At 63.9% G+C, this 13,261-nt stretch carries 10 protein-coding genes and 2 tRNA genes; 4 read left to right on the forward strand and 8 right to left on the reverse strand.

Annotated elements, in window-relative coordinates; translation table 11 throughout:
* Positions 1 to 19: 19 nt before the first annotated feature.
* Together AB433_RS01240 and AB433_RS01245 are read right to left on the reverse strand one after the other, a co-directional pair.
* Positions 20 to 793, reverse strand: coding sequence for an HAD-IIB family hydrolase (locus AB433_RS01240; RefSeq protein ID WP_218916908.1), 774 nt, complete (start codon positions 791 to 793; stop codon positions 20 to 22).
* Positions 793 to 1,839 carry an NAD(P)H-dependent glycerol-3-phosphate dehydrogenase gene (locus AB433_RS01245; protein WP_082134731.1) on the reverse strand — a complete coding sequence of 349 codons (1,047 nt, stop codon included), beginning with the start codon at positions 1,837 to 1,839 and terminating at the stop codon, positions 793 to 795. The genes AB433_RS01240 and AB433_RS01245 overlap by 1 nt, the downstream gene beginning before the upstream one ends.
* A 412-nt stretch (positions 1,840 to 2,251) precedes the next feature.
* Here AB433_RS01245 and AB433_RS01250 point away from each other — a divergent pair, with 412 nt between their 5' ends.
* Positions 2,252 to 3,883 (forward strand): alpha-amylase family glycosyl hydrolase, encoded by a 1,632-nt coding sequence (locus AB433_RS01250; RefSeq protein WP_047823008.1) that lies wholly within the window; start codon positions 2,252 to 2,254, stop codon positions 3,881 to 3,883.
* A gap of 2 nt (positions 3,884 to 3,885) precedes the next feature.
* On the opposite strand, the gene hglS is transcribed toward AB433_RS01250, so the two are convergent.
* The gene (hglS, locus tag AB433_RS01255; RefSeq protein WP_047819608.1) at positions 3,886 to 5,109 is read right to left on the reverse strand and encodes a 2-oxoadipate dioxygenase/decarboxylase HglS; all 1,224 of its coding nucleotides are present in this window, start codon (positions 5,107 to 5,109) and stop codon (positions 3,886 to 3,888) included.
* A 62-nt stretch (positions 5,110 to 5,171) separates the two neighbouring features.
* Complete coding sequence (locus AB433_RS01260; protein ID WP_047819609.1) at positions 5,172 to 6,509, reverse strand: lipopolysaccharide biosynthesis protein; 1,338 nt, start codon at positions 6,507 to 6,509, stop codon at positions 5,172 to 5,174.
* A 130-nt stretch (positions 6,510 to 6,639) separates the two neighbouring features.
* On the opposite strand from AB433_RS01260, the gene AB433_RS01265 reads away from it, so the two are divergent.
* Positions 6,640 to 8,235 carry an FAD-dependent oxidoreductase gene (locus AB433_RS01265; RefSeq protein WP_047819610.1) on the forward strand — a complete coding sequence of 532 codons (1,596 nt, stop codon included), beginning with the start codon at positions 6,640 to 6,642 and terminating at the stop codon, positions 8,233 to 8,235.
* Position 8,236: 1 nt separating this feature from the next.
* On the opposite strand, the gene AB433_RS01270 is transcribed toward AB433_RS01265, so the two are convergent.
* Positions 8,237 to 9,505: a hypothetical protein gene (locus AB433_RS01270; RefSeq protein WP_053058926.1), complete on the reverse strand. Its 1,269-nt coding sequence runs from the start codon at positions 9,503 to 9,505 to the stop codon at positions 8,237 to 8,239.
* 141 nt (positions 9,506 to 9,646) lie between these two features.
* On the opposite strand from AB433_RS01270, the gene AB433_RS01275 reads away from it, so the two are divergent.
* Both AB433_RS01275 and AB433_RS01280 read left to right on the forward strand, forming a co-directional pair.
* Positions 9,647 to 10,324: a response regulator transcription factor gene (locus AB433_RS01275; protein ID WP_047819611.1), complete on the forward strand. Its 678-nt coding sequence runs from the start codon at positions 9,647 to 9,649 to the stop codon at positions 10,322 to 10,324.
* Positions 10,321 to 11,682, forward strand: a complete 1,362-nt coding sequence (locus AB433_RS01280) for a HAMP domain-containing sensor histidine kinase (protein ID WP_047819612.1) — start codon at positions 10,321 to 10,323, stop codon at positions 11,680 to 11,682. The genes AB433_RS01275 and AB433_RS01280 overlap by 4 nt, the downstream gene beginning before the upstream one ends.
* Positions 11,683 to 11,692: 10 nt before the next feature.
* On the opposite strand, the gene AB433_RS01285 is transcribed toward AB433_RS01280, so the two are convergent.
* The 3 genes from AB433_RS01285 to AB433_RS01295 all read right to left on the reverse strand — a co-directional run bounded on the left by AB433_RS01285 (position 11,693) and on the right by AB433_RS01295 (position 13,156).
* Positions 11,693 to 11,768 (reverse strand) — tRNA-Thr (locus AB433_RS01285).
* Between the two features lie 37 nt (positions 11,769 to 11,805).
* A tRNA-Cys gene (locus AB433_RS01290) sits at positions 11,806 to 11,879 on the reverse strand.
* Positions 11,880 to 11,965: 86 nt separating this feature from the next.
* Positions 11,966 to 13,156, reverse strand: coding sequence for an LL-diaminopimelate aminotransferase (locus AB433_RS01295; RefSeq protein WP_047819613.1), 1,191 nt, complete (start codon positions 13,154 to 13,156; stop codon positions 11,966 to 11,968).
* Between the last annotated feature and the right edge of the window lie 105 nt (positions 13,157 to 13,261).

Genomic DNA, 13,261 nt, shown 5'->3' on the forward strand with positions numbered 1-13,261 from the left:
CCGGTTGCCCCCGGGGCTCTTATTTCTGGGTAAGGTCGAAGTGATGAATGGCTTCCAGCACGCCGGCACAGCCGTGGCCGGTGGCGCGATAGATGTGCGGCGCATCGGGCAGGGCGGCCAGCAGCCGGTCCTCCGAATTGCCGACGGCGACCGATTTCAACCCGCAATCCAGCATCGACAGGTCGTTCATCGTGTCGCCAGCGGCCAGCACGCGGTCGTGCGGCAAGGCCAGCGCCTCGACCATGCGGCGCAGGGTCGGGCCCTTGGCGATGCCCTTCGGCAGCACATCGAGGTAAAGATCGGCGCTGGTCAGACAGTCGAACCCGGCCTCTTCGATCTTGCGAACGGTGCTGTCCTGCAATTCGGCGGGTTTGTAGTAATAGCTGACCCGGTGGCGGAACGGCGTGGGTTGCAGTTCGATGCCGGGTTCGTTCTTCAGCATCTCGACCACGCGATCGTTCGCGTTGCCCCAGATGGTCGCGATCTCCGCCTCCAGCGCGGTGACCGGCTTGAAGTCCTGCTCCACGTCATAGACCGAGGTGCCGACATCGCCGACGATATAGCGCGGCGTGGGCATCCCCGGCCGGGCGATCAGGTCGCGGATGAAGTCGACATCGCGGCCGGTTACGAAAACAAGCAGGACATCGTCGCGCGCCTCGATCGCTTCATACAGCGTGCGGCGTTCGTCGTCGTTGCCGCCAAGGAACGTGCCGTCGAGATCGGTGGCCAGCACCAGCCCGTAATCGGTCGCCGTGTCGGGCAAGTTGCGGTCCATCATCGTCGTCATGCTCATCAGGCGGCCTTTCCAAGCTGGCGCGAACGGTCGAACCGCTGGCGGAATGCGGCACCCACGGCGGCACGCGGGCTGGCGCGACCGGCGACAAGGTCTGCGGCGGCCTCGACCAGGGGGACATCGACGCCCAGTTCCCCGGCGCGAGCGGCCAGCGCTTCGACATTGGCGGCGCCCTCATGGGTTTCGTCGCCCTCCTCCTCTCCGGCGGCAAGGCGATAGCCCATCGAATAGTTGCGCGATTGCGGATCGGTGCAGGTCAGCGCGAAATCGCCGAAGCCTGCCGGGCCGAGCAGGGTGGCGGGATCGCCATCGACCGCGCTGGCAAAGGCGGCTGCCTCGCGGATCGCCTCGCTCATCAAGGCCGCACGCGAATTGGCCCCGGCATCCAGCCCGTCGGACGCGCCGCACAGGATCGCGGCGACGTTCTTGAACACGCCCGCAACCTGCACGCCGCGAATGTCGTTGCAGGGGGACAGCACGAAAGTCTCGCTGGAAAGGCGCGAGCAGACCGCCTCTGCCGCATCGGTCGGCCCGGCGACTGTGACGATGGTTTGCAGTCCCTCGGCCACTTCCTCGGCAAAGCTGGGACCGGACAGCATCAGCACCGGCGCGCCGCCCCGAATGCGGGAAATGCGTTCGCACAGGAAATCCCCGTCTTCGGCCAGTCCCTTGGCACAGACCACGAAGGGCACGTCGGCGGAAACATGTGGGTGCGCGGCGCGGGCCTGTTCCTCCACTGCCTTGCTCGGCCCGGCAAGGAAAACCACCTCTGCACCGGCAACGGTGGCCAGCATCGTGTCGCTGACGGCCAGCGATTGCGGAAAGGGATGTCCGGGCAGCCGGTCGGCATTTACGCGATCCCGACGCATTTTTTCGACATGATCGGCGCGGCGGGCGTGCAAGCGGACGGCGTGTCCGCCACGGGCCAATGCGATGGCGATGGCAGTGCCCCAGGCTCCCGCGCCAAGTACGGCAATCGAGGATCCGAAGTACTCACCCCGCTTCGCAAATTGAAATTTAGGGCGATTTGTATTTTTATCGGTCAATGTTCTTCAGCCGCCTTATTTTCTGCCAATAGGATAAATAAAGCCTGACACCGATTGAAATATAAAATGTGACTAAATCTCTTTGTATTCGTTATCAAATGCTTGTGTCGGGCCTTAGCGCCTGTTTATTACAAACATCCTCTGTCCCAATGCCGATATTACCTAGGGCATTTGCCTTGAAATATCAAGCTGCACAGGTTGCAAGACTTGTGATAGCCTGCCCCGCATAGAGAGGAACCGACTGCAGGGCGTTTGGTTTCGGACGGGTGCGCAATGACCGTTTCCCGACCGGCCACCGGATCGAATACCCAACTACGAAAGTGCATCGATGAACCTGCAAACCGGCGTGAAAAGTCCCGGCACCCCATCCCCGACGATCGCGGGCAGTGACACCGGCTTCGTTCCGCAGGGGATGACTCGCACGCCCGGCGCGAACGATTTTCCGTGGTGGCGCGGCGCGGTCATCTATCAGGTCTATCCCCGCAGCTTCGCCGACAGCACCGGCAACGGCGTAGGCGATATCGCGGGCCTGACTGGCAAGCTGGACTACATCGCTTCGCTGGGTGTCGACGCGATCTGGCTCTCGCCAATCTATAAATCGCCGATGAAGGACTTCGGCTACGACGTTTCGGATTATTGCGATGTCGATCCGATGTTCGGGTCGCTGGCCGATTTCGATGCAATGCTGGAAAAGGCCCATGCACTGGGCCTGAAAGTGCTGGTCGATCAGGTCTATTCGCACACGTCGGACCAACACGCATGGTTCGCCGAAAGCCGGTCGAGCCGCGATAACCCAAAGGCCAACTGGTACGTCTGGGCGAATGCCCGCGCAGACGGTACTCCGCCCAACAACTGGCAATCGATGTTCGGCGGCCCCGCGTGGAAGTGGGCCCCGGTGCGCGCGCAGTATTACATGCACAATTTCCTCGACAGCCAGCCGCAGATGAACCTGCACAACCCGGCGGTGCAAGAGGCGCTGCTGGGCGTCGCAAAGTTCTGGCTGGATCGCGGGGTCGATGGCTTTCGCATGGATGCGCTGAATTTCGCGATGCACGATCCGCAACTGCGCGATAACCCGCCCGCGGCTCTGTTCGACAAGGCGGTCGTACGCCCCTTCGATTACCAGCACCATACCTACAGCCAGTTTCACCGCGACACGCCAAAATTCCTCGAAAAGCTGCGCAAGCTGACCGACCAATACGATGGCGTTTTTACCTTGGCAGAAGTGTGCGCCGACGACGGCAATATCGCGATAAAGCGGTTCATCAAGGGCACGACCCGGATGAACAGCGCCTATGGCTTCGACTTTCTCTACGCGCCGAAGCTGACGTCGCATCTGGTGCAAGAGGTCATGTCGCATTGGCCGGACGAGCCGGGGATGGGCTGGCCCAGCTGGGCGTTCGAAAACCACGATGCCCCGCGCGCTGTGTCGCGCTGGTGCACGGATACGGGCGGGCTGTGGGACGATAAAGAGGCCAAGGATGCCTTCGCCAAGGTGAAGCTGGCGCTCTTGGTGGCGCTGCGCGGTACGGTTATCGCCTATCAGGGCGAGGAACTGGGCCTGGAACAGGACGATATTCCCTTCGAGCTGCTGAAAGACCCCGAGGCCATCGCCAACTGGCCGCGCACGCTGTCGCGCGATGGGGCGCGAACGCCGATGCCGTGGGACGAAACCGCGCAGGGCGGATTCACCACCGGCGAACCGTGGCTGCCGCTGGGCAAGGCGAATGCCGCGCGGGCGGTGTCGTTGCAGGACGGCGATCCCGGCTCGACGCTGAACATTGCCCGCGCGCTGTTCCGCCTGCGCCGCGATTTTCCCGCGCTACGGCTGGGTGCGGTGGAAAATTGTCAGGGCGATGGGAACCTGCTGGTGCTGGACCGCGTGTTCGAGGCGCAACGGATTCGCTGCCTGTTCAACCTCGGCCCGGATGAGCGGCCGTTCTCGGATACGTCGGAAGACACCGTTCTGATCGCCGCGGTTGGCGGGGCGACGCGTGAACGCCTGCCCGCCTATTCGGCGCTGTTCTGGGAGTGCAACTGGTAGCGTCAGGTCGCGGCGGTCGCCGTGCGCGAACGCCGCTCTTCCTCGGCATAAAGCGTGAAGGGATCGAGTACTGCGCGGCCTAGCGCTGATTCGAACGCAGCTTGCTGCGGATTGCCGTGACCCGTCGAATTGGCCTCATCGCCCAGGTTTGAGCGGAAGATACCGGCTGCGCTGACAGGCAGGAAATCCTCGTATGTGATCGGGACTGGTTGGCCGCTGGCATAGGAGAAATAGGCCAGCCCTTCGCTGCGCAAGGCATCCGCATCGTCGGGGAAATCCGCGAATGCCGCCTCCGCCCCTTCGCTCGCCGCGCGGGCAAGGCAGGCGTCGTACAGTGTCCGACCCTTCGGCGTTAGTGCCACGCCGCGCTGTTCGATTTCGCCAAAGCGCGCGGTGTGCGTGCCCTGCGCCGCGTTGCCAGCGAATACGACCGCTTCGTCAAGCGCCTTGAAACTGGTCTGCCGCAGCAGGATCGGCACCTTGCGGCGCGGGGGGCCTTCGATACTCTCCTTGACGGGCAGGCCTCGGCGCAGCATTTCCGTTTGCGCGGCATCGATGTCGAGTGTGCGCGGGGTGAGGTGGTTGATGTGCGGTCCGGGGAAGGACACGATGTCGGCGATCAGGCGGTGGGCCTGGTTCAGTCGCGCGTAAGTCTCGGCGGAAACCCGCGCCTCGCGCCGCCAGCGGAACGTCTCCAGCGCCTCTGCAACGAAGGCTTTGGCCTCTTCGGCGGTCAGACCGCCGTTCGCTGCCGCTCGTTCCGCAAGCGCCATCGCTCGGTCGGTGACGATACGGCGGCCCGACAGAATCGCCTTGGCCTCGGCGCGCAAATCCGCGTCTTCGATCATTTCCAAACGTAGCATCGAGGTGAACACCCGAAACGGGCTGCGCCCCAGCGCCTCTGCGGTCACCGGGCGAAACGCGGTCGAATGCACCGGAATGCCCGCGACGGAGAGGTCGTAATAACCGACCGGCTCCATCCCCATCACGCGGAACAGCGCCGCGACCTGCCGCAATTCCTCTGCCGTGCCGACGCGGATCGCGCCGTGCCGCTCCATACCCAATCGGTCGCGGTCCGGATCGTCGCCATCGGCCGGAACCCGCGCATTCACATCGGCCACGATGTCGAGCAGGTCGCCGTAAAGCGGCACCTCGGCGCGATACATCGCCGACATGGCTTGCGAAAAGGCGGCACGAATATCGCACGGCGATGCGAAGGCGGGCATGGAAAATGGTCCTCTCTGGCGGCTTTGCCTTGCGCTTGGTCAACGCCAAGCGGTCGCTCGCGTCAAGGGGCAGTCGACATCGCTGTCAGTTTCGTCCGTCGCCGCGCGCGCAGCACCAGCGTCGCCGCCGCCGAGAACGCGATGCCGGCTGCAACGCAGTTCATTACCATGAACGCGTAGCCGACGGCGTTCAGCCCGATCAGCGGAAGCCACCAGAACAATGCCCCGATCAGCAGCGCCACCGCAACGAAGTTCGACGCGAAAGCAATCCCCGCATGGCCCATCGCCATCAAGGTCGGCTCCGCCGGGAACCCGAAGACCCGGATCGCCAGCGACAGCACCATTACGAACAGGATCCACGCCGCGCCGGTGAACTCCTCACCAAACACGATCCCCAGCAGCACATCGCCGGCAAAATACACGACGATGGCGATGGCCAGCCCTATGATCCCGCCAGCCATCCCGGCGCGCACGGCAGACTTGGTCAGCCGCTTCCAAGCTCCGTCCGCGACGAGGCGCGAAAGATCGGGAAACAGAGCCTGATTGAGCAGATCGACCGGCTTCATGATGCCGACGCAAACCTCTCGCGCCACGCGGGTCAGGCCCGCTGCACCGGGGCCCAGGATCGCGCCGACGACAACCACCGCCAAATGGTTGGTCAGCAGCGTCATCGAGGAATTGAGATTGGTCAGCAGCGCGAATTGCCACATCCCCGGCTCGACATCGCGGCGCGGGTGGAATCGCACGGTCAACCCTGTCAGCAGGCCATGCCGTTTCGCCTCTCGCCAACCGAGCCACAGCGCGACCATCGCGCCGACCCAACCGGCGCAAAGCCACGCAAGGCAATAGGCGATCAGCGGCGCATCCGTCGCCCACGCCAGCGCAATCCCCGCCAGCCGCGCCAAGGGAGTGACCGTGACATGCATGCTGAGAAGATCAAACCGCCCGAAGGCCCGCAACATGCCCTTCGGCGTGGCGATTGCATTGGTGAAGGCCAGCGGGGCCATCAACTGTGCCAGTCCGATCAGCCGCGCATCCCATTCCATCCAGTCGCCCAACAGGGGCGCGGCCAGGAACACCGCCGCCGCCGCCAGAATGGCCGCACCGACATCCAGCAGCGTGCCCGCCTTGACCAGATTCTGGAACCGGGTCGCATCTCCTTCGGCAATCGGGACCACGCCATATCGGATGATCGCCTGATTCGTGTCGAACGCGGCCAAGCCCGCCACCAGCATCACTTGCGCGATCAACACGGAAAAGTTGCCGAAATCCACGAATCCCAGCCCCCGCGCCGCCAGCGCGAAGGTTGCCAGTTGCAGCACGCCCGCACCAGCCTTGCCGCCCAGCAGCAAGGCCGCATTGGCCAGCGCGCGTCGAAGAATGCCCCGTTTTGTTGCCATATCCCACGTCAATTCAAGCGCGTCGCACTCACCGACCTTGATTTGCCTGTCAAGGCAGGGCTAACGCGCGAGGCATAGGCATGGGCAGTTTCACCGGATGCGACCGGTGTGGCCCACCCGTGGAGTTTGTGTGCTCGTCGATCTCGCGAAAGACCGGCCAGACGGTCTGGCCGGGGATGTCTGCATCATCGGTGCCGGTTGCGCCGGGATCACGCTCGCCCGCAGCCTGCTGCGCGCGGGGCGTTCGGTGGTGCTGCTGGAAAGCGGCGGGATAGACTTTGAGGCGGACGCCGCCGCGCTTAACCAAGGCGAGAATGTCGGCGAGCCTTATTATGAACTGGAACATGCCCGCCTGCGCTTTTTTGGCGGGACGACCGCGATCTGGGGCGGGCGTTGCGCGGAACTCGATCCCATCGATTTCGAAAAGCGGTCTTGGGTGCCGCACTCGGGCTGGCCGATCGGGAAAAGCGACCTAGACCCCTATTACCGCCGGGCGCGCGAAACGCTGGACCTGCCTGCCGATGCGGCAAAGGCGGAAACGCTGGTCGCCGATGGCGTGCCGCTGCCCCCCGTCGATCCCGACAAGCTGACGATGCCGCTGTGGCAGTTCGACGAACGTTTCAGCCGGTTTACGTTCAAAAGCTGTCGGGACCTGATCGATCATCCCGCGTGCCAGGTCGTGCTCCACGCGACGGTGCGCGAAATCGTGGCCCATGCCGATGGCAAGACGGTGACCGGACTGGCGGTGCGCGGACCCGATGGCCGTGAGGTTACGGCGAAGGCCAAGACTTACATCGTCGCGGCGGGTGGGATCGAGACGCCACGCATAATGCTGGCGTCGCAATCGGTCATGCCGAACGGGATCGGCAACGCGCACGACCAGGTCGGGCGCTATTTCATGGAACACCCGCATGCGCGCGGCGGCCGGATCGTCGGAGACCGGGCGTGGGACCTGCTGCAAGCCTTCGGCCGCAAGCACGAAATTGACGGGCGGCGCGTTGCCGCGCTGCTGACCCCGTCGGAGGCGGAGCAGGAGCGTCAGGGCCTGCTCAACACCTCGCTGACCATCGCGGGCCGCCGCCCTGCGGATGGGAGTGAGAGCTTCGGCATCATGGCCTATCAGAAGCTGAAGCACGACATGGCGCCGACCCAGTTCGGACGCACGTTGTGGATGCGGACCAAGCAGGCGACGCATTTCATTCTGAAATATTCCGAGCCGCTGCGCCCGTGGCTGCTGCACCGGATGGGCGTGCTGGACATCGCTCTGGTCGTGCGGGCGGAACAGGCGCCGAACCCCGACAGCCGGGTCTTGCTGGACAGCGAGACCGATGCGTTGGGCATGCCGCGGGCAAGGCTCGACTGGCAGATGACCGAGCTGGACGTCACCAGCGTGGCGGGTCTGGTGAGCACTATCGGCGAAGAATTCGCGCGCACCGGATACGGCAAGGTCGAACCGGCGGATTGGTTGAATCACCCGGAGAACGGGTGGAAGACCGATTCGCTGATCAGTTCGCACCCCATCGGCGGGTTCCACCACATGGGCACGACCCGCATGGGGGGCGATCCGAAGACCAGTGTGACCGATAGCTATTGCCGCGTTCACGGCATCGACAACCTGTACGTAGCGGGCAGTTCGGTCTTCCCGACTTCTGGCTGGGCGAACCCGACGCTGTCGATCATCGCGCTGTCGCTGCGGCTGGCGGATCATATAGCGGCCAAGGGCTGAACTACGCCGCACTTCTTGCCCGATCCGGTGCCTGCGCGGCCAGCCATTCGCCAACGCGGTCGGCGGCAACATCGATGGGATCGCTCGCCGACAACATTGGCTGGCCCCGCATGTCCCACGAAATTCCGTCGATCGCATATTGCATCCGCTGTTTCTGCCAGCGGACATAGGCGGGATGGTCGGCAAAGGCGCGGTCGATGGCGGCGATGGGGTCCTTTTCCGGCGCGATCACCGGGCCGAAATGCCACATCGCGTAGTTCGCATCGTACTCCCAATCGACGCCGTGCGGATCGACGAACAGGCAGGGCCGGGGCAGGACGAGGTATTCGTATACCTGGCTGCTCACATCGCCGATGTAGAGGTCGGCCGCCAGAGTATAGGTCATGTCACAGCACCGCGCCGATCCCATGTCGATCAGTACGCGGTCCTCCACCGCCAGTGCCTGCGCCGCAGCCCGTTCGTCCTCCGACAAGGTCGATGCCAGCCGCACATGCGGCGCGACGATCAGGTTGTAGCGCCCGTCGGCCACGACCGCGTCGACCAGCTTGCGCAGGAACGCCTCGAAGGATCGAAACCGGCTTGCGAAGTGCGGGTTGTAGAGCAGCACGGGCCGGTCGTTGGCGAACAGCTTTGGCCGCACGATCCCCTTGCGGAACAGCGCGGCCAGCTTGATCGGGCCAGTTACGTGGCAGCGCTCTGCACGAACAGTTCCGGCGGAGACGAGGCGGTCCCGGTCCTTATGTCCGGCAACCAGCACATCGTCGAAACAGGCAAACCGCTTTTCAAACCCGACCCCGCGGTCCCCCGCGCCATGCGGGATGTGCAGCAACGGGGGAAAGCGACGCATCGTCCTGCGCAGGATCGTCGAGGTGCGCTCTGCACACAGCACCACGCGCGCCCGCGCGATCTGGCACGCATAACGTGCCAGCCGGGCCAGCTTGGCCGAATTGCCGGGCAGCATCGCGGTCAGCCATGACGGCAGGATCATTTCCACGATGCGCGGCGTAGGGAGCGCCAGTGACTGGGCGATTCGTGCGATGGCGGCACCATCGTCGGCGGTGCAAGTGAAGACGGTGACCGATCCGGGGGTCCGCCGCTCCAGCTCGCACGCGACGGGGACGATATGCGCGAACTGGTGCTGGCCCCCGATGGCAAGGACGCTGACGGACGAACGCGCGGCCAGATCGATACGGGGTGGGCCGGTGCGAGTGGGGGATGCCGCAAGTGTGGTGAGGGCGGGATCCAGGGCATGGGTGGTCGGTGGGGGCATGACCCGGTGATGCCGGGATGCGATGTGGGCCGGATGGCGCGATTATTTGATTTTGCCCATCTTCGCAGATTCCGGGCACAATAGAGCCGACGCCTGCAGTAAGACCGAATCCGACGCCCCACAGCCTTTATGCCCCGACCCATGCAGATACTCCTGATCGAAGACGACGAAGCGATCGCCGCCCATATCGCTGCGGGCCTGCGCGAAGTGGGTCATATCGTGGAGGTTCAGCACGACGGCCGCGAAGGCATGGTCCGCGCGACTTGCGAGACCTACGACCTGATCGTGCTCGATCGGATGTTGCCCTCGCTCGACGGGTTGAAGGTGCTGGCCGCCTTGCGTGCGACCGGCGATACCACCCCGGTCCTGATCCTCAGCGCGCTGGGCGATGTGGACGAACGGATAAAGGGCCTGCGCGCGGGCGGCGACGATTACATGGCCAAGCCCTTCGCAACGTCGGAACTTCTAGCCCGGGTAGAGGTGCTGGGGCGGCGCGGGCCGATGCTGGCGGAAACGTCGGACAAGCTGACCGTCGGCAATCTGGTCATCGATCTGGGCGCCCACGTGGTCAGCCGGGGTGGCAAGCGGATCGACCTGACATTGCGCGAACTGCGCATCGTAGCCTATCTGGCGCGCAATGCGGGCCGGGTGGTAACGCGTTCGATGCTGCTGGAAAACGTGTGGGACTATAACTTCGACCCGCAGACCAACATTATCGACCAGCATATCAGCAAGGTGCGCCAAAAACTGTCCGCCGGGGAAGCCGATCCGCTGATCCACACGGTGCGCGGCGTCGGTTACGTGATGCGCAGCGAATGAGCCGATTGTTCCGCAGTCTCTCGTTCCGGCTCGCGGTTCTCTATGCGGTGCTGTTCGGGATTTCGGTCGTGGTCCTGATCGGCGCGATCTACTGGATACGATACGAACGCCCGCTCGACGCGATGCGCGCCAGCGTCACGACCGAGGCGGAGGCTTACCAGACTATCGCGCGATCAAGGGGCCTTGGCGAAACGATCCAGCTGCTGAACCGGCGTGCGAAAGAGCGTGCGGATCGTAAACCGTTCCATGCGGTCATCGCGTCCGATGGCACCGTGCTCAGTCGCAACCTGCCCAGTTGGCCATCGCGGTCGATTGAGGGACTGAACCTGATGGAAGCCGACATCCTGACCGAAGGGGACGAGATCGACTACAGCGCGCTGGTTCTCGACCAAACGATCCCCGACGGCACTCGCCTGATCGTCGGTCGCGATGTGGAGGATATCACACGCCTGCGCGAACAGCTGGAGGCGGCCTCTTTCTGGCTGGTTGTCGGCACCCTGATCCTCGGCTTGACCGGCGGCTGGTTGATGAGCCGGGCCATCGGCAAGCGCATCGATTCGGTAACCCGCGCGGCGCTGCTGGTGATGGAAGGCGACCTGACCGGGCGGGTGGAGATGCGCGGAACGAATGACGACTTCGACCGATTGGGAGATACGCTGAACCTGATGCTGGAACGGATCCAGACGCTGTTCGCTGCTGTTCAGCGGGTATCCGATCACATCACCCACGAATTGCGCACGCCGCTGGCCCGGCTGGTCGGCAAGCTGGAGGAGATCGAGAAGCGCCCGCCCGGCGATCCCGGCCTGCCCGCCTTGATCGGCGACGCCAGCATGGAGGCGGCGCGGTTGCAGCGTATTTTCGCCGCGATCCTGCGTATCTCTCGCATCGAGCAGGGCCGCCACGCGATCCAGCGCAAGACCGCTGATGTGGTGACCATAGTTGAGGACGTGGTCGAGCTGTACCAACCCGTCGCCGAAGTACGCGGCATCGCCTTGACGGTTAAAGCGGAAAGGCCGCTGATCGCCGCGTTCGACGTCGACCTGGTGTTTCAGGCGCTGAGCAACCTTATCGACAACGCGCTGAAACATACGCCGCCCAGCAGCAGCGTTGAAATTGTCGCATCGAAGACCGGAGGCGTCACGATCACCGTGGCCGACACCGGGGTGGGGCTGTCGCCGGAAGAGCGCGCCCGCGTGACCGAACCGTTCTACCGCAGCAGCTTGGCCCACGATTTACCGGGTGACGGACTGGGTCTCAGCATGGTTGCCGCCATCGCCCGCGCCCACGGCGCGCGCCTGTCGATAGAGGACAACGAACCCGGCCTGCGCGTAACGTTGGCGTTTCCTGAAGGGGAGTGAGGCGAAGGACTGGTGCCGCTTACAGGACTCGAACCTGTGGCCCCATCATTACGAATGATGTGCTCTACCAACTGAGCTAAAGCGGCCGACCATGTCATTGACCCGTTCGGGATCATTCACCGGTGGAGGCCCGAGCCGGAATCGAACCGGCGTGCGCGGATTTGCAGTCCGCTGCGTCACCACTCCGCCATCGGGCCGCACCACTGGTGAGCGGCGCACCTAGCGAGTCTTTGCGGGCCATGCAATCGGGCAATTGCACCCGATTGCACCCAAACCCGATTTGTCAGGTATTGAGGCCCATAGAACGGAACCAGCGCTTTACGTTGCGCGCCGCCTGTCGCAGACGCTGTTCGTTTTCGACCATCGCGATGCGGACATAGCCTTCGCCCTGCTCGCCATAGCCGACACCGGGGGCGACCGCGACTTCTGCCTCGGTCAGCAGCTGCTTGGAGAATTCGAGGCTGCCCATGTCTCTCAGCGCTGGTGGCAGCGGGGCCCATGCGAACATCGACGCGGGCGGGCTGGGGATGTCCCAACCGGCGCGGGCGAAGGCATCGACCATCACATCGCGGCGCTTTTGATAGAGGTTGCGATTCTTTTCGACGATGTCCTGCGGTCCGTTCAGCGCGGCACAGGCCGCCGCCTGAATCGGCGTGAACGCGCCATAGTCGAGGTACGACTTTACGCGGGTCAGTGCCGCGATCAGCTTTTGATTGCCGACCGCAAAGCCCATGCGCCATCCAGCCATCGAATAGGTCTTGCTCATCGAGGTAAACTCGACCGCGACGTCCTTGGCCCCTGGCACCTCGAGGATAGAGCGGGTCGGATTGCCGTCGTAATACAGCTCCGAATAGGCGAGGTCGGACAGGATCCAGACGCTGTTCTCCTTCGCCCAGGCGACCAGTCGTTCGTAAAATGCGAGATCGACCGTCTCTGCCGTCGGGTTCGACGGATAGTTGACGATCAGCACCGTGGGACGCGGCACCGAGTGGCGCATCGCGTTGTCGAGCGCGGTCCAGTACTTCTCGTCGGGCGTGGTCGGCACTTCGCGAATCGTCGCGCCCGCAAGAATGAAGCCGAAGGTGTGTATCGGATAGCTGGGGTTCGGCGCCATGATGACGTCGCCCGGCGCGGTGATCGCGGTGGCAAGGCTGGCCAGCCCTTCCTTTGATCCCATGGTGACGACGATCTCACGCTCCGGGTCCAGCTCTACGTTGAAGCGGCGGGCGTAATAGTTCGCCTGTGCGCGGCGCAGGCCGGGAATGCCCTTCGACTGCGAATAGCCGTGCGCGTCGGGCTTCATCGCCACTTCGCACAGCTTGTCGATGACATGCTGGGGCGGGGGCAGGTCGGGGTTGCCCATGCCAAGGTCGATGATGTCACGGCCCGCACGACGCGCCTCTGCCCGCATCGCGTTGACTTCGGCGATGACGTAGGGCGGAAGGCGTTTTATGCGGTAGAACTCGTTGTCCATCTCTCGACTTGTCTCAAAAGGGCCAAAATGACCGGGTTATGGGTAGTTATACGATGGCAAGGCATCGCGGCCTTAGACCATGGGCGGCATTGCGCTGACGCGCAA

Origin of the sequence: Croceicoccus naphthovorans, assembly GCF_001028705.1 — a bacterium.
In the GTDB taxonomy this organism is placed as follows: domain Bacteria; phylum Pseudomonadota; class Alphaproteobacteria; order Sphingomonadales; family Sphingomonadaceae; genus Croceicoccus; species Croceicoccus naphthovorans.